This is a genomic window from Micromonospora sp. S-DT3-3-22 (assembly GCF_015354745.1).
Taxonomy (GTDB): domain Bacteria; phylum Actinomycetota; class Actinomycetes; order Mycobacteriales; family Micromonosporaceae; genus Micromonospora; species Micromonospora wenchangensis.
Genome location: NZ_JACGMO010000043.1, coordinates 16,084 through 31,282 on the forward strand (window position 1 = coordinate 16,084; position 15,199 = coordinate 31,282).

At 72.9% G+C, this 15,199-nt stretch carries 17 protein-coding genes; 7 read left to right on the forward strand and 10 right to left on the reverse strand.

Annotated features, from left to right (window positions below):
- Position 1 precedes the first annotated feature (1 nt).
- Complete coding sequence (locus tag H1A17_RS14840) at positions 2-871, forward strand: HAD family phosphatase (RefSeq protein WP_145921835.1); 870 nt, start codon at positions 2-4, stop codon at positions 869-871.
- Positions 872-922: 51 nt separating this feature from the next.
- On the opposite strand, the gene H1A17_RS14845 is transcribed toward H1A17_RS14840, so the two are convergent.
- From H1A17_RS14845 to H1A17_RS14865, 5 genes are all read right to left on the reverse strand, one after another.
- Positions 923-1,777: a lysophospholipid acyltransferase family protein gene (locus H1A17_RS14845; protein WP_145923063.1), complete on the reverse strand. Its 855-nt coding sequence runs from the start codon at positions 1,775-1,777 to the stop codon at positions 923-925.
- Between the two features lie 140 nt (positions 1,778-1,917).
- Positions 1,918-2,991: an NAD-dependent epimerase/dehydratase family protein gene (locus H1A17_RS14850; RefSeq protein WP_194822118.1), complete on the reverse strand. Its 1,074-nt coding sequence runs from the start codon at positions 2,989-2,991 to the stop codon at positions 1,918-1,920.
- Between the two features lie 119 nt (positions 2,992-3,110).
- Positions 3,111-3,212: a 30S ribosomal protein bS22 gene (locus H1A17_RS14855; RefSeq protein ID WP_007465623.1), complete on the reverse strand. Its 102-nt coding sequence runs from the start codon at positions 3,210-3,212 to the stop codon at positions 3,111-3,113.
- Between the two features lie 206 nt (positions 3,213-3,418).
- Positions 3,419-3,631, reverse strand: coding sequence for a helix-turn-helix domain-containing protein (locus H1A17_RS14860; RefSeq protein ID WP_088646105.1), 213 nt, complete (start codon positions 3,629-3,631; stop codon positions 3,419-3,421).
- Positions 3,632-3,821: 190 nt separating this feature from the next.
- On the reverse strand, positions 3,822-4,742 hold the full coding sequence (locus tag H1A17_RS14865; RefSeq protein ID WP_145921837.1) for a proline dehydrogenase family protein: 921 nt from the start codon (positions 4,740-4,742) through the stop codon (positions 3,822-3,824).
- Positions 4,743-4,856: 114 nt separating this feature from the next.
- Here H1A17_RS14865 and H1A17_RS14870 point away from each other — a divergent pair, with 114 nt between their 5' ends.
- The 3 genes from H1A17_RS14870 to H1A17_RS14880 are packed head-to-tail and all read left to right on the forward strand — an operon-like array spanning position 4,857 to position 6,875.
- Positions 4,857-5,138, forward strand: a complete 282-nt coding sequence (locus tag H1A17_RS14870; protein WP_232377627.1) for a hypothetical protein — start codon at positions 4,857-4,859, stop codon at positions 5,136-5,138.
- A 2-nt stretch (positions 5,139-5,140) separates the two neighbouring features.
- Positions 5,141-6,307, forward strand: a complete 1,167-nt coding sequence (locus H1A17_RS14875; protein ID WP_194822119.1) for a glutathionylspermidine synthase family protein — start codon at positions 5,141-5,143, stop codon at positions 6,305-6,307.
- Positions 6,308-6,326: 19 nt separating this feature from the next.
- The gene (locus H1A17_RS14880; RefSeq protein WP_194822120.1) at positions 6,327-6,875 is read left to right on the forward strand and encodes a CGNR zinc finger domain-containing protein; all 549 of its coding nucleotides are present in this window, start codon (positions 6,327-6,329) and stop codon (positions 6,873-6,875) included.
- A 155-nt stretch (positions 6,876-7,030) separates the two neighbouring features.
- On the opposite strand, the gene H1A17_RS14885 is transcribed toward H1A17_RS14880, so the two are convergent.
- Both H1A17_RS14885 and H1A17_RS14890 read right to left on the reverse strand, forming a co-directional pair.
- A complete protein-coding gene (locus tag H1A17_RS14885) occupies positions 7,031-7,837 on the reverse strand; it encodes a sugar phosphate isomerase/epimerase (protein WP_194822121.1) in 807 nt (268 codons plus the stop codon).
- A 76-nt stretch (positions 7,838-7,913) separates the two neighbouring features.
- Positions 7,914-8,858, reverse strand: coding sequence for a Ppx/GppA phosphatase family protein (locus tag H1A17_RS14890; protein WP_194822122.1), 945 nt, complete (start codon positions 8,856-8,858; stop codon positions 7,914-7,916).
- 73 nt (positions 8,859-8,931) lie between these two features.
- Between H1A17_RS14890 and H1A17_RS14895 the strand changes: the two genes are divergently transcribed.
- Complete coding sequence (locus tag H1A17_RS14895; protein WP_194822123.1) at positions 8,932-9,744, forward strand: hypothetical protein; 813 nt, start codon at positions 8,932-8,934, stop codon at positions 9,742-9,744.
- 18 nt (positions 9,745-9,762) lie between these two features.
- Here H1A17_RS14895 and H1A17_RS14900 read toward each other — a convergent pair whose 3' ends face one another.
- Together H1A17_RS14900 and H1A17_RS14905 are read right to left on the reverse strand one after the other, a co-directional pair.
- Entirely contained in the window at positions 9,763-10,446 is a 684-nt protein-coding gene (locus tag H1A17_RS14900) for a response regulator transcription factor (RefSeq protein WP_194822124.1), read from the reverse strand.
- Positions 10,443-11,753 carry a cell wall metabolism sensor histidine kinase WalK gene (locus H1A17_RS14905; protein WP_145921840.1) on the reverse strand — a complete coding sequence of 437 codons (1,311 nt, stop codon included), beginning with the start codon at positions 11,751-11,753 and terminating at the stop codon, positions 10,443-10,445. The genes H1A17_RS14900 and H1A17_RS14905 overlap by 4 nt, the downstream gene beginning before the upstream one ends.
- A 211-nt stretch (positions 11,754-11,964) precedes the next feature.
- Here H1A17_RS14905 and phoU point away from each other — a divergent pair, with 211 nt between their 5' ends.
- The gene (gene phoU / locus H1A17_RS14910) at positions 11,965-12,618 is read left to right on the forward strand and encodes a phosphate signaling complex protein PhoU (protein ID WP_145921841.1); all 654 of its coding nucleotides are present in this window, start codon (positions 11,965-11,967) and stop codon (positions 12,616-12,618) included.
- 58 nt (positions 12,619-12,676) lie between these two features.
- On the opposite strand, the gene H1A17_RS14915 is transcribed toward phoU, so the two are convergent.
- On the reverse strand, positions 12,677-13,444 hold the full coding sequence (locus H1A17_RS14915; RefSeq protein WP_145921842.1) for a phosphoglyceromutase: 768 nt from the start codon (positions 13,442-13,444) through the stop codon (positions 12,677-12,679).
- A 151-nt stretch (positions 13,445-13,595) separates the two neighbouring features.
- Here H1A17_RS14915 and H1A17_RS14920 point away from each other — a divergent pair, with 151 nt between their 5' ends.
- A complete protein-coding gene (locus H1A17_RS14920) occupies positions 13,596-14,942 on the forward strand; it encodes an MFS transporter (protein WP_194822125.1) in 1,347 nt (448 codons plus the stop codon).
- Positions 14,943-15,199 lie beyond the last annotated feature (257 nt).

Here is a 15,199-nt window from a genome sequence, read left to right on the forward strand (position 1 = left end):
CATGGCCGGCACCCGCAGGGTCACGGTCAGCACCGACGCCCACGGACACACCACCGGCTGGGCCGAGGCGACGGCCACCGGGACCACGCCGACCCACTCCCGTGCCGCCGCGTTCTTCGACGTCGACAACACGATGATGCGCGGCGCGTCGATCTACTGGTTCGCCCGGGGGCTCGCCGCCCGCCGCTACTTCACCACCGGCGACCTGGCCCGGTTCGCCTGGCGGCAGGCCCGGTACCGGGTGCTGGCCACCGAGCACGCCGGTGACATGTCGCAGGCCCGGCAGGCCGCCCTCGCCTTCGTCGAGGGCTGGCGGGTCGGTGACGTCGAACGGCTCGCCGAGGAGATCTTCGACGAGTTGATGGCGCCCCGGATCTGGGCCGGCACGCGTCGGCTCGCCCAACGGCACCTCGACGCCGGGCAGCGGGTCTGGCTGGTCAGCGCCGCGCCCGTGGAGATCGGCCGGGTGATCGCCGCCCGGCTCGGCCTGACCGGCGCGATCGGCACCGTCGCCGAGGTGGTCGACGGGGCCTACACCGGGCGGCTGGTGGGCGAGCTGATGCACGGGCCGGCCAAGGCCGAGGCGGTCACCCAGCTCGCCACCGTCGAGGGGCTCGACCTTCCCCGCTGCACCGCCTACAGCGACTCCCGCAACGACCTGCCGATGCTCACCACGGTGGGACGCGCGGTGGCGGTCAACCCGGACGGCGCGTTGCTGCGGGTGGCCCGGGAACGGGGCTGGGAGGTGCGGGACTTCCGCACCGGTCGTCGGGCCGCGCGGATCGCCGTACCGTCGACCGCCGCGCTCGGGTTGCTGGCCGGCGCGGTCTCCGCCGGTCGGGCGCTGCACCGACGCCGCCGCCCGGCCTGACCCCGGCCACCGGCACCACCGCGCCGGGGCCGGGCGTCCGCAGCCGTGGGTTCAGGGGCCGAACGGGTCGGGCCGGCGTTCCAGCAGCTGGTGCAGGGTCTGCTGGATGGTTTCCCGGACCTGGTCGGCGAGGTTGAACACGACAAGCGGGTCGTCGGCCGAGTCGGTCAGGTGGGCGGTCGGGATCGGCGGGCAGAACTCGATCAACCACTTGCTCGGCAGCGGCACCATGCCCAGCGGCCCCAGCCACGGGAACGTCGGGGTGACCGGGAAGTAGGGCAGCTTGAGCAGCCGGGCCAGCGGCTTGATGTCGGCCAGCATCGGATAGATCTCCTCGCCGCCGACGATGGCGACCGGGACGATCGGGGTGCCGGTACGCAGCGCCGCCGAGACGAAGCCGCCCCGGCCGAAGCGTTGCAGCTTGTAGCGGTCGGAGTAGAGCTTGCCGACGCCCTTGAACCCCTCGGGGAAGACGCCCACCAGCTCTCCGTTGCCGAGCAGCCGCTCGGCGTCCGGGTTGCAGGCGACCGTACCGCCGGTCTTGCGGGCCAGCTCGGAGACCACCGGCATCCGGAAGACCAGGTCCGCGCCGAGCAACCGCAGGTAGCGGTGGGCGGGATGCCGGTCGTGCAGGGCCGCGGAGAGGATCAACGCGTCCAGGGCCACCGTGCCGGAGTGGTTGCCGACCACCAGGCCGGCACCGTCGGCGGGCACGTGCTCCAGGCCGGTGACCTCGGTACGGAACCAGTCACGGTAGAGCAGCCGCAGCAGCGGGTGGAAGACCGCCCCGGTCAGCTCCGGGTCGAAACCGAACTCGTCCACCTCGTACTGGCCGGACAGGCGGCGGCGCAGGAACGCCAGCCCGGAGGCGACCCGACGGTCCCACTGGTCACCGGGCCGCTCCACCCCCGGGGCGTCCGCACCGGCCGGACCGGCGGCGGCCGGGGTGGACCGTGCCGGGGCGGCGACGGCCGGGTCGGGGCCCGACCCGTTGCGCGAGGCGGGGGCGGGTGACGTGGTGAGCCGACGGTGGCCGTTCTGCGCGGTCACGTACGTTCCCGGACGGCGGAGCGGACCTGCCGGATGCTCTCCAGCACCACCTGCTCGGCGGCGGCGAGCCGGTCGGGGGTGACCACGACACCGCCGTGGTGGGCCCGGATGAAGTCGTCGAACGCCGCCGCCGTGGTGCGCGGGGTGAAGCCGTACTCCCGGGTCAACCGACGGGTGTCGACCACCCGGCCGTGCACGATCAGGTCGACCTGGTCGAGGCCGTAGCGGCCGAAGCCGAGGTTCCGGGCGATCGCGGCGGCCCCGGACAGCCCCGGCTCCCACACCGGCACGGCCACCCGGCCGGCCCGGCGGATCGCCTGGGACAGCGAGAGCACCCCCGGCCCGGCCACGTTGTACGTCCCCGGATGGTCCTCGGCGACGGACCGGTGCAGCACTTCGAGGGCGTCGTCGAAGTGCACGAACTGGAGCCGGGGGTCACGGCCGAAGACGGTGGGCACCACCGGCTGGGAGAAGTAGCGGGTGAGCGTGGTGTCGGCGGTGGAGCCGATGAACGGGGCGAACCGCAGCACCGTCGCGGTCACGTCGGGCCGGCGGCGGCGGAAGCCGCGCACGTACCCCTCGATGTCGAGGATGTCGCGGCCGAAACCGCCGCGCGGCACCTCACGGGGCTCGGTCTCCTCGGTGAAGACCGCCGGGTCGCGGAAGGACGCGCCGTAGGCGGCGGTCGACGACCGGACCACCAGCTTGCGCAGCCGGGGCGCCCGCTGGCAGGCGGCGAGCAGTTGCATGGTGCCGATGACGTTCTGTTCCTTCATCGCCGCCCGGCCGCCGTGCTGCGGGTCGGGGGCGGTGACCAGGGCGAGGTGGACCACGGCGGCGACGTCGAGGTCGGCCAGCAGCCCGCCGAGCGAGTCGAGGTCCAACCGGATGCGTTCCACCCGGTCGAGCAGGCCGGCGAACTCGGGGCCGGGGGTGGCCGGGTCGATGCCGATCACCCGTTCGATCCGGGGGTCGGCGGCGAGCCGGGCGGCGACGTGCGCGCCGAGGTAGCGACCGACCCCGGTCACGACGACGACCCCCGGAGCACCTGGGGTGCCACCGGGGGTCATCGCGCACGCCCTGACCGGCAGGCGAGATCGAGCCGGGATGTCCGCGGCCTGATCACCTGAGCCTCCGGGGGTCGACAGATGGCAAGTGGAGCCGGACGCCGGGGGTGACCCGGCGTCGGTCACTTGCCGAGACGGCGACGCTGGACGCGGGTCTTGCGCAGCAGCTTGCGGTGCTTCTTCTTAGCCATGCGCTTGCGGCGCTTCTTGACCACCGAGCCCATACGACAGCCTTTCAATGCAACGTTCGGGACGGACCCTCGGCGTCGAGATGGTGACGCCGGTGGCCGCTTACGGACAACGGACCTGGACCAGCCTGGTGGCGTCGGGGCGCACCGGCGCACGGTCAGATCGGGCTCCAGGGTAGCCGGAGAGCGTCAGCAGGACCAACGCGCCCCCGTCGATGCCCGTTACGTCGCGATCGGCGGGGTCAGGCGGTCTCCTGGAAAGCTCCCCGCAGATAGTCGTGCACCGCGTGCTCGGGCACCCGGAACGACCGGCCCACCCGTACGGCGGTGAGTTCACCGCTGTGCACCAGGCGGTAGACCGTCATCTTGGAGACCCGCATCACCGAGGCGACCTCGGCGACCGTGAGGAACCTGACGTCCGACAGCCGACCGTCGGAGGACTGCGACCCGGCCATGGCTCACCCGACCCATCCCATGCCCGGCGCGCGCCACCCGACGGAGCTCCCGAACGGGCCGGCAACGCGCGTGTTACCAGTACGGTAGCGGGACGGCTGTGACCTGCGCGATCCCTTCCCACAACTGATCGCGCCGGAGGCGGCGTTCACCCGGTCGTGACCTGGTGTTCCCCGGGTCGACCCCGGTGGCCTACTTCTTCGAGGCCAGGGCCCGACCGAAGAAGACCAGGTTCGCGGGACGCTCGGCGAGCCGGCGCATCAGGTAGCCGTACCAGTCCTCCCCGTACGGCAGGTAGGTGCGCACCGTGTAACCCTCGCCGGCCAACCGGGCCTGCTCCTCGGGGCGGATGCCGTACAGCATCTGGAACTCGAACTCGCCGGGCCCCCGGTCGAACCAGCGGGCCCGGTCCTCGCCGATGGCGATCAGGCGCGGGTCGTGGGTGGCGAGCATCGGGTAGCCCGCCCCGGACATCAGCACGTTGAGGCAGCGCACGTACGACTTGTCCACCTCGCGGGCCGACTGGTACGCCACCGACTCCGGCTCGGCGTACGCGCCCTTGCACAACCGGACCCGCGACCCGGCGCCGGCCAGCTCCCGGCAGTCGGACTCGGTGCGCCGCAGGTACGCCTGGAGCACCGCCCCGGTCGACGGGTGGTCCTTACGCAGCTTGAGCAGCACGTCGAGGGTCGAGTCGGTGGTGGTGTGGTCCTCCATGTCCAGGGTGACGGTGGTGCCCGCCTGGTCGGCCGCCACGCAGATCGCCCGCACGTTGTCGTAGGCCAACTGCTCGTCGAAGCGCTGGCCGAGGGCGGAGAGCTTCACGCTCACCTCGGCGGCCGGGGTGAGCCCGGCGGCGTCGAGCGCCCGCAGCAGGGTGAGGTACTCGTCCCGGGTGGCGGTGGCCTGCTCTGCGGTGACGGTGTCCTCGCCGAGATTGTCGAGGGTGACCCGGAGGCCGTCGGCGACGAGTTCGCGGGTGGCGCGCAACGCGTCGTCGGTGCCGGTGCCGGCGACGAACCGGCGGACGACGTCCCGGGTGAACGGGGCCGTCGCGACGAGCCGCTCGACCTGGGATGACCGGGAGGCGGCGAGGATGACGGAACGGAGCATGAGCCGAGCGTAACGCCCGACCGTACGGCCGCGCCCGGCGGCGGGGCGGACCGGTTCCGGCCACGGCGGAGGGCCGGTCAGGGGACGCGCCGCTGGCGTGGATCAGTTACAACCATGAACGTGGAACGACACCCCCGCCGCCGGCTGCGGTCGGCCTCCGTGCAGCTCGGCGCGCTCACCGCGCTGGCACTCGCCCTCTCCGGCTGCAACCTCACCTCCGACGACGACGATGACGACTGCGCCCTCGGGCCGGTCGGTGGCGGGGACACCGTGGCACTGGCCATGCAGGTGCCGACCGTCGGCATCGACCCCCGGGCCGCCGCGCCCGACCCGGTGGCCGGCGCGCTGCCGGAGCGCGGCGGTTTCGGCACCCATCTCGCCTCCTGCGGCGGCTGACGGTGCGCCGGGAGCGGGTCACCCCCCGCCCGGACTCCGACGCGGTGATCCGCACCCAGGGCCTGGTCTACGTCGACACCGAGCTGCCCGACGGCGAGATCATGTCGTACTGGGACGAGTCCGCCGCGTACGCCTTCGACCTCGACGAGGTGCTGCGGCTGGAGGAGGCGACCGAGGAACTGCACCGGATGTCGGTGGCCGCCGCCGAGCACGTGGTGGCCCGCAACCGGTACGCCGAGTTCGGCATCCCCGGCTGGGCGGCGCAGGCGGTCGCCCGGTCGCTGCACGAGCGCCCACCCACCCTGTACGGCCGGTTCGACCTCGCCTACGACGGCTCGTGGCCGCCGAAGCTGCTGGAGTACAACGCCGACACCCCGACCGCCCTGGTCGAGGCGAGCATCGTGCAGTGGTACTGGCTGGAGGACACCCGGCCCGACGCCGACCAGTGGAACAGCCTGCACGAACGGCTGGTCGGGGCGTGGGCCAAGATCGGGGCCGGGCTGCACGACCGGCGGGTGCACGTGTGCTGGTCCAACGAGGAGGAGTCCGGCGAGGACCAGATCACCGCCGGCTACCTGGCCGAGACGGCCCGGCAGGCCGGGCTGGACGTGACCCTGCTGCCGATCCAGCACCTCGGCTGGGACGGCCGGCGTTTCGTCGACGCCGCCGACCGGCCGGTCACCACCTGTTTCAAGCTCTACCCGTGGGAGTGGATGCTGGCCGAGCCGTACGGCCGGCCGGCGCTGGAGCCGGGCACCCCGACCACCTGGATCGAACCGGCCTGGAAGCTGCTGCTGTCGAACAAGGCGCTGCTGGCCGTGCTCTGGGAGCTGTTCCCCGGGCACGAGTTGCTGCTGCCGGCGTACCTGGACTCGCCGCGCGGGATGCCGGAGTACGTGGCGAAGCCGCTGCTCGGCCGGGAGGGCGGTTCGGTACGCATCGTGACCGGCGACACGGAGATCAGCAATCCCGGGATCTATGGCGACGAGGGTTTCTGCTATCAGGAGTTCCGGCCGTTGCCGCAGTTCGACGGGGGTCGGATGGTGCTGGGCAGCTGGATCGTCGACGGCGAGTCCGCCGGCGTCGGCATCCGGGAGAGCGAAAGTCTGATCACCGACGGTTACGCGCGCTTCCTGCCGCACTACATCGACGCGCCGCGTGCCGCGTGAGTCGTCTACCGTTGGTCGGGTGAACTTCGACGCGTACGCCAGGACCGGGGTTGACCTCGTCAACGCCCACCTGGACGACCTCGACGACCTGCGGGCCCTCATTCCGGACGAGAACGCGTGGATGCGCGACGAGGTGGCCGACCGGGACCTGGCGGTCTTCCGACGGGCGCAGAAGCGGTTGCGCGACGTCTTCGATTACGGCACCTCGGGGCGCGACGCCCAGGCGGTGGCCGAGCTGAACGCCCTGCTGGAGGCGTTCCCGGTGCAGCCGCGCATCTCCGGCCACGACTCCAGCGACTGGCACATGCACGTGACCAGCCGGGGCGCGTCGGTCAGCGCCGAATACCTGGCCGGCGCGGCGTGGGGCCTGTCGGTGTGGCTCTGCGAGTACGGCAGCGCCCGGTTCGGGGTCTGCGCCGACGAGCGTTGCGGCAACGTCTACCTGGACACCTCGTCGAATTGCTGCCGTCGGTTCTGCTCGGAGCGCTGCGCCACCCGCTCGCACGTGGCCGCCCACCGCGCCCGCAAACGCGCCGCCGAACAACCCACCCTCACCCCGGTCCCCTGACCTCTCCCACCCCGCCGCCTCGGTGATCAAGAGGTTTACGTCAGTTGATCAAGAGGTTTGCGTCAGATTCACGCCCGGACATGACGCAAACCTCTTGATCACCGGGGCGAGGCGGCGTGGCCGGGCGCGCGGGGAGGGGAGGCGTGGGGTGGGGGTTAGGCGTTGAGGGGGGTGGGGGCGGTTAGGTGGGCTCGGGCGAAGGCGAGGGATTCGCGGAGGTCGGCCTCGCGGACGGCGCGGCTCTTGGCGCCCCGGGTGGTGACCTCGACGGCGACGGAACCGGTGAAGCCGCGTCCGGCCAGGGAACGCAGCAGTTCGGCGCAGGGCTGGGTGCCCCGGCCGGGCACCAGGTGCTCGTCGCGGCCCTCGCCGGTGCCGTCGCCGAGGTGGACGTGGGCCAGGCCGGCGCCCATCCGGTCGGCCATCGCCAGCGGGTCGCTGTGCGACGCGGCGCAGTGCGACAGGTCGAGGGTGTACGCGGGATAGCCGACCTCGGTCGGGTCCCAGCCGGGCACGTACGGCACGAACTGCCGGCCGGCCATCCGCACCGGGTACATGTTCTCCACCGCGAAGTGCAGCCCGGTGAACCGGTCGGCGACGGTGCGCAGCCCGTCGGCGAAGTTGCGGGCGTAGTCGCGCTGCCAGGTGAACGGCGGGTGCACCACCACCGTGGGCGCCTCCAGCGTGTCGGCCAGCTCGGCGGCTCGCCGCAGCCGCTCCCACGGGTCGGGGCTCCACACCCGCTGGGTGACCAGCAGGCAGGGGGCGTGCACCGACAGCACCGGGACGCCGTAGTGCTTGGCGAGGCCGCGCAGCGCCCCGGCGTCCTGGCTGACGGCGTCGGTCCAGACCATCACCTCGACCCCGTCGTAGCCGAGTGCCGCGGCGAGCTGGAACGCCGCCGCAGTCCGCTCAGGAAAGACCGAGGAACTGGACAGGAGCACCGGGACGCGGGAAGTCACATCCCCGAGGGTAACCGGGTCCGCCACCGCAGTTCCGGACGAGCAGCGGCAAAAGCCGCGCAACGACCGGCGTACGTCACATCGGTTCGAGCTGATCCAACCGTCTGAGGATGACGCCCTCACGCAGTGCCCACGGGCAGATGTCCACCGCCGGCACGTCGAGCCGGCGCAGCACCGCCTCGGCCACCACCGCCCCGGCCAGCAGCTGGTGCGCCCGGCCGGCGCTCACCCCTTCCAGCTCGGGCAGCTGGGCCGGCGGGATGTGCCGGACGAACCCCAGCACCTGCCGCAGCCCCGTGCGGGTCAGGCTGCGCCGCGCCCACAGGCCCGCCGAGGAGGGGGCCGCCCCGGTCAGCCGGGCCAGCGTCCGGAAGGTCTTCGAGGTGGCGACCGGCCGCTCCCAGCCCACCCCGGCCAGTTTCTCCACCACCGGGTCGAGCTGCGCGTCGACGTACTCCCGCAGTTCCTCCACCGCCTCGGCGGTCGGCGGGGTCGACCCGGCCGGGTCGACGTGCAGCCGTTCCCGGCTCAACCGGCCGGCGCCCAGCGGCAGCGACACTGCCACCTCCGGGTCCTCGTCGATGCCGGCGGCCAGCTCCAGCGAGCCGCCGCCGATGTCCATCGCCAGCAGCCGCCCCGCCGACCAGCCGAACCAGCGCCGGACCGCGAGGAACGTGGCCCGTGCCTCGTCCGCGCCGGAGAGCACCTCCAGCCGTACCCCGGTCTCCTCGCGGACCCGGGTCAGCACCTCGGCCGCGTTGGTGGCGTCGCGTACCGCGCTGGTCGCGAAGGCGAGCAGGTCATCGGCGGCCAGCGAGGTGGCCGCCGCGCGGGCCGCCCCGACCGCTTCGACCAGCCCGTCGGCGCCGGCCCGGGTGAGCTCACCGTCGGGGCCGATCTGCTCGGCCAGCCGCAGCACCACCTTCTCGGAGTGCGCGGCCCACGGGTGCGCGCCGTGGTGGGCGTCGACCAGAAGCAGATGCACCGTGTTGGAACCGACGTCGAGCACACCCAGCCGCATGGGAAGACCCTAGGGCCACCACGTTTCGACGGCACGCCGGCCGGCCGGTTCACTCACGCGTACGCTGGGCCGGGTGACGAGCCAGGTGGAGCTGCACGTGCTGGTGGACGGCCCCGACGACCCGCGCAGCCGGGAGGTCGGGCTGGACTTCCCCCGGGAGTGGATCGAGTTCGTCGACCCGGCCGACGAGCGGCACCTGGTGCGCGCCGACCTCACCTGGCTGCTGTCCCGCTGGACGTGCGTCTTCGGCCGGGGCTGCCACGGGATCGTCGCCGGGCGGGCCGCCGACGGGTGCTGCTCGCACGGCGCGTTCTTCACCGACACCGACGACAAGAAGCGGGTCCGGGCGGCCGTCAAGCGGCTCACCCCGCAGACCTGGCAGCACTTCCGCAAGGGTACGAAGAACTGGACCGCGACCGACACGATCGACGGCAAGAACCCGGCCCGGCGGACGGCCACCCGGGGCGAGGACGCCCCGTGCGTGTTCCTCAACGACGCCGACTTCCCCGGCGGGGGCGGCTGCGCGCTGCACGGCCAGGCACTGCGCGACGGCGTGCACCCGCTGGAGTACAAGCCGGACGTCTGCTGGCAGTTGCCGATCCGCCGGGACCAGGAGTGGACCACCCGCCCCGACGACACGAAGGTGCTGGTGTCGACGCTCGCCGAGTTCGACAGGCGGGGCTGGGGCTCCGGCGGGCACGACCTGGACTGGTGGTGCACCTCATCGACCGACGCGCACGTCGGCACCGAGCCGATGTACCTGTCGTACGGCCCGGAGCTGACCGCGCTGATCGGTGCGCCCGCGTACGCGCGGCTGGCCGAGCTGTGCGCGGCCCGGCTGGGCCAGGGTCAGATCGCCCCGCACCCGGCCAGCCCGCAGGGGTGAACGCCGTGCGCCGCCGGCCTACGACTCGAACTTGTAGCCCAGCCCGCGCACGGTGACGATGAACCGGGGCGCGGACGGCTCCGGTTCGATCTTGGAACGCAGCCGCTTGACGTGCACGTCGAGGGTCTTGGTGTCCCCGACGTAGTCGGCACCCCAGACCCGGTCGATGAGCTGCCCCCGGGTGAGCACCCGGCCGGCGTTGCGCAGCAGCAGCTCCAGCAGCTCGAACTCCTTGAGCGGGAGCTGCACGGCGGCCCCGTCGACGGTCACCACGTGCCGTTCGATGTCCATCCGGACCGGGCCGGCGGCCAGCGTCGGCGCGCCCGACTCGGTCACCTCGGGGCTCTGCCGGCGCAGCACCGCCCGGATCCGGGCCACCAGCTCCCGGGGCGAGTACGGCTTGGTGACGTAGTCGTCGGCGCCGATCTCCAGCCCGACCACCTTGTCGATCTCGCTGTCCCGGGCGGTCACCATGATGATCGGCACGTGCGAGCGCTGCCGCAGCTGCCGGCAGACCTCCGTCCCGGACATCTCCGGGAGCATCAGGTCGAGCAGCACGATGTCCGCGCCGGTCCGGTCGAACTCGGTGAGGGCGGAGGTGCCCGTCGCGGCGACGGAGACCTCGAAACCCTCCTTGCGGAGCATGTACGACAGGGCGTCGGAGAACGACTCCTCGTCCTCGACCACCAGTACGCGGCTCAACGGGGTGTTTCCTTTCCTACGGTCAGGCCCGGCGCAGGGTCGGTCGGGCCGGGCTCGATACCAGCGGACGGCAGTAGCGACTCCAGGGCGTCCGGTGGGCTGGCGGGTAGCCGGAGGGTGAATGTCGACCCCCCACCCAGGGTGCTCGCCACCTCCACCCGGCCGCCATGGTTGCTGGCGATGTGTTTGACGATGGCCAGGCCGAGGCCGGTGCCACCGGTGGCGCGGGACCGGGCCTGGTCGGCCCGGTAGAACCGTTCGAAGATCCGGTCGACGTCGGTGGGGGCGATGCCGATGCCCTGGTCGGTGACGGAGACCGTGACGTGGTCGTCGTCGGCCCGGGTGACGACCCGCACGGTGGTGTCCTCGCCGGAGTAGGTGATGGCGTTCTCCACCAGGTTGGACACGGCGGTGGCGAGTTGGCTGTCGCTGCCGTACGCGGTCAGGCCCCGCTGCCCTTCGGTGACCACCTGGACCCGGCGGGCGGTGGCCGAGGTGCGGGTGCGGTCGAGCACCTCGGCGATCACCCAGTCGACCGCGACGGGTTCCGGCGCGGGTTGCGGCTCGGCGCCCTGGAGCCGGGTCAGCTCCAGCAGCTCCTGCACCAGCCTCCCGAGCCGGGTCGACTCGTGCTGGATGCGTTCGGCGAACCGGCGGGCGGCCAGCATGTCCTCGGAGAGGTCCGGTGCCCCGTCGGCCGGCTCGGTGGCGTCGACGAGCGCCTCGGCGAGCAGTTGCAGCGCACCGATCGGGGTCTTCAGCTCGTGGCTGACGTTGGCCACGAAGTCCCGCCGGACCCGGGCCAGCCGGTGCGATTCGGTGACGTCGGCGGCTTCGACGGCGATGTACCCGCCGCCGATGCCCATCGCCCGCAGGTGCACGCCGAGCGGGTTCTCCCCGGCGTTGTCGCGGCCACGGGGCAGGTCGAGCTCGATCTCGCGCCGCACCCCGGTCCGCCGGACCTGCCCGGCGAGGGTACGGATCAGCGGGTGGGCCGCGATGGAGCCGGGGGTGGCGCCGGTACGGAGCAGTCCCATCGCCCGTGCGGCCGGGTTCACCAGCACCGGAACGTCGTCCGGGCCGAGCACCACGACACCGGCGCGCAGCGAGTCGATGGTCTTGCGGCCGAGCCCGGTCAGCCCGCCGGACTGGTCGTCGGGAATCGCACGCCTCCCCAGGTCCCCGTGGGGGCCCTCGCCCCCGGACGACGCCGCGCGGCGTCGCCAGTCACGGACGGGGCGCGCCAGCAGCAGCCCGGCGACCAGTCCGGTCACCAGGGCCACCACGATCGCCACCGCCCATTCCACCCGGCGATCGTAGGGTCATTGTTAACCTGGCTATCGCCCATAACAGGACGAACCACACTCGCTTTGGCAGAAATTCACTCCCGGGCCCCGCGTCGTTCATCCGGGTTCATCTCGGGTCCGTCGCCCCCGCCTACGGTGGGTCCCGCACCTGCTCGACCCGTACGCCGGCGGTCCCTCCGACCACCGGCGGCACCGACCCCAGGAAGTGACGATGCGCGACGAGTTCCGGGCCGACCTGCAGATCGTCAGCCAACTGCTGGTGGACATGGCCGACGGCGTACGCGCCGCGATGCGCCAGGCCACCCGCGGCCTGCTGACCGCCGACCGCGAGGCGTCCGAGGCCGTGATCGCGCGGGACGCCGAGATCGACGACCTCTACCAGCACGTCGAGGAGCGGGTCTGCGACCTGCTCGCCCGGCAGGCGCCGGTCGCCTCCGACCTGCGCGCGATGATCACCGCACTGCACGTCGCGGCCGACCTGGAGCGGATGGGCGACCTGGCCGACCATGTGGCGAAGACCGCGCTGCGCCGGCACCCGTCCCCGGCGGTGCCGGCCGAGCTGCGCCCGGTCTTCACCGACATGGCCTCGGTCGCCGACCGGATGGCCGAGAAGATCGGCAAGGTGCTGGCCACCCCCGACGCCGACATCGCCGCCGAGTTGGACCGCGACGACGACGTCATGGACGACCTGCACAAGAGCCTGTTCGGCATGCTGCTCGGCGACGAGTGGCCGTACGGGGTGGAGACGGCCATCGACGCCACCCTGCTCGGCCGGTTCTACGAGCGGTTCGCCGACCACGCGGTCAACGCCGGCGAGCGGGTGGTCTACCTGATCACCGGGGAGACCGCCCCCACCACGAGCTGATCCCGGGCGGGGGCTCCCGGGCCGGCGGAGGTCGCCGGCCCGGGAGCCCTCCGTCAGCTCAGCGGCCCTGGTTGGCGACCGCGGCGGCGGCCTCCTTGGCGGCGGCCGGGTCGAGGTACGTCCCGCCCAGGGCGAGCGGACGCAGCTGCGGGTCGAGGTCGTAGCGCAGCGGGATGCCGGTCGGGATGTTCAGCTTGGCGATCGCCTCGTCGGAGATCTGATCGAGGTGCTTGACCAGGGCGCGCAGCGAGTTGCCGTGCGCCGCCACCAGGACCGTGCGGCCGGCGAGGATGTCCGGCACGATCGAGTCGTACCAGTACGGCAGCATCCGGTGCACCACGTCCTTGAGGCACTCGGTACGCGGCATCAGCTCGGTCGGCAGCAGCGCGTAGCGCGGGTCACCGACCTGGGAGAACTCGTCGTCGTCGGCGATCGGCGGCGGTGGCGTGTCGTACGAGCGACGCCAGAGCATGAACTGCTCCTCGCCGTACTCGTCCAGGGTCTGCTTCTTGTTCTTGCCCTGTAGGGCGCCGTAGTGCCGCTCGTTGAGCCGCCACGACCGGCGCACCGCGATCCAGTGCCGGTCGGCGGCGTTCAGCGCCAGCTCGGCGGTGCGGATCGCCCGGCGCATCACGCTGGTGTGCACCACGTCCGGCAGCAGGCCGTGCTCACGCAGCAGCTCGCCGCCACGGCGCGCCTCCGCCTCACCCTTGGCCGTCAGGTCGACGTCGACCCAGCCGGTGAAGAGGTTCTTCGCGTTCCAATCGCTCTCGCCGTGCCGCAGCAGGACCAGCGTCCCGACGGTGGGCCCCTCGCTCGCAGTCATGCCGATCATCCTGCCGCACGGCGCGCGGGGACACGCGGGCAGTGGTGGTGACGACCACCACGTGGAAAAACGAGTGACCGGGGTCCGGGCCCGGAACTAGGTTGTAAGGCGCTTCAAGGACAGCGGTCATTACCTGAGCGGGGGCGCGGGCGTGCGGACGGTACGGGGTTGGTTCCGGGAGACCACCGGTGGGTTACCGAGGACGTTCTGGTACCTCTGGACGGGCACCCTGGTCAACCGGCTCGGCTCGTTCGTACTGATCTTCCTCGCCATCTACCTGACCCAGGCCCGCCACTTCTCCGCCGCCCAGGCCGGCCTGGTGATGGGCCTGTGGGGGGTCGGCGGCGCGGTCGGCACCACCGTGGGCGGCACCCTGGTCGACCGGTGGGGGCGACGGCCCACCCTGCTCACCGCCCACCTGGGCGCGGCCACCATGATGCTGACGCTCGGCTTCGCCCGGCCGCTCTGGGCGGTGGCGGTGGGCGCGCTGCTGCTCGGCATGTTCGCCGAGGCCGCCCGGCCGGCCTTCGGGGCCATGATGATCGACGTGGTGCCGGAGCGGGACCGGTTGCGGGCGTTCTCGCTCAACTACTGGGCGATCAACCTGGGCTTCGCCTGCGCCGCCGTGCTCGCCGGCCTCGCCGCCGAGGCCGGCTACCTGCTGCTGTTCGTGGTCGACGCGGCCACCACCCTGGTCACCGCGCTGATCATCTTCGTCAAGGTCGGCGAGACCCGCCGCCCGACGGCCGTCGTCGCCAAGGGCGCACCCGGCCGGGCCGGTAAGCCGCCCCGGGCCGGCGCGCTGCGCACCATCGCCGCCGACCGGGTGTTCCTGACCTTCGTCGTGCTCAACCTGTTCGGCGCGCTGGTCTTCCTCCAGCACATCTCGATGCTGCCGATCGCGATGGGCGACGCCGGCCTCTCCCCCGCCACATACGGCTCGGTGATCGCGCTCAACGGGGTGCTGATCGTGGCGGGGCAACTCTTCGTCCCCCGACTGATCCGGGGACGGAGCCGGTCGCACGTGCTCGCCCTCGCCTCGATGGTGATGGGGGTCGGCTTCGGGCTGACCGCGTTCGCCGACGCCGCCTGGTTCTTCGGGCTCACCGTGCTGATCTGGACGCTCGGTGAGATGCTCAACTCGCCGTCCAACGCCACCCTGATCGCCGAACTCTCCCCGGCCGAGCTGCGCGGCCGGTATCAGGGGGTGTTCTCGCTGTCCTGGCAGGTGGCCGGGGCGGTCGCCCCGGTCCTCGGTGGGCTGGTGCGCGAACACGCCGGCAACGGCGCGCTCTGGCTGGGCTGCGCCGCGATCGGCGCGGCGACCGCGCTGGCCCACCTGCTCTCCGGGCCGGCCCGGGAACGCCGGGCGGCCCACCTGCGCCGTCCCGAGGTCCCCGTCGCGCCGGTCACGGCCGTCCAGCTGCCGGCCCCGCAGTCGGCCGAGGCCGCCGCGACCGCACCCGCCGAGCCGGTCACGGCCCGTACCCCCGCCTGAGTACGCCCACCGCCCGCACCGCCCGACCCACGTCCCAAGCCCCTGGGCCGCCCCACCGGCCCTCCCACCCGCCCGGCCGGACCCCGCCCGACCACCACCCGGCCGAAGCCCGCCCGACGGCTGCCCCGGCCGAACCCCGCCCGACGGCTGCCCCGGCCGAAGCCCGCCCGACCACTGCCCCGGCCCGGCCGCACCACTGCCCGGCCGCACCACTGCCCGGCCGACCCCCGCCGCCGGGCACCCGATTCACCGGAACC

Excerpts from the sequence above, each read along its gene's own strand:
- H1A17_RS14915 (WP_145921842.1), bottom strand. The coding sequence starts at position 13,444 with ATGACTGCGAGCGAGGGGCCCACCGTCGGGACGCTGGTCCTGCTGCGG.
- H1A17_RS14865 (WP_145921837.1), bottom strand. The coding sequence starts at position 4,742 with ATGCTCCGTTCCGTCATCCTCGCCGCCTCCCGGTCATCCCAGGTCGAG.
- phoU (WP_145921841.1), top strand. The coding sequence starts at position 11,965 with ATGCGCGACGAGTTCCGGGCCGACCTGCAGATCGTCAGCCAACTGCTG.
- H1A17_RS14855 (WP_007465623.1), bottom strand. The coding sequence starts at position 3,212 with ATGGGCTCGGTGGTCAAGAAGCGCCGCAAGCGCATGGCTAAGAAGAAG.
- H1A17_RS14850 (WP_194822118.1), bottom strand. The coding sequence starts at position 2,991 with ATGACCCCCGGTGGCACCCCAGGTGCTCCGGGGGTCGTCGTCGTGACC.
- H1A17_RS14860 (WP_088646105.1), bottom strand. The coding sequence starts at position 3,631 with ATGGCCGGGTCGCAGTCCTCCGACGGTCGGCTGTCGGACGTCAGGTTC.
- H1A17_RS14870 (WP_232377627.1), top strand. The coding sequence starts at position 4,857 with ATGAACGTGGAACGACACCCCCGCCGCCGGCTGCGGTCGGCCTCCGTG.
- H1A17_RS14840 (WP_145921835.1), top strand. The coding sequence starts at position 2 with ATGGCCGGCACCCGCAGGGTCACGGTCAGCACCGACGCCCACGGACAC.
- H1A17_RS14890 (WP_194822122.1), bottom strand. The coding sequence starts at position 8,858 with ATGCGGCTGGGTGTGCTCGACGTCGGTTCCAACACGGTGCATCTGCTT.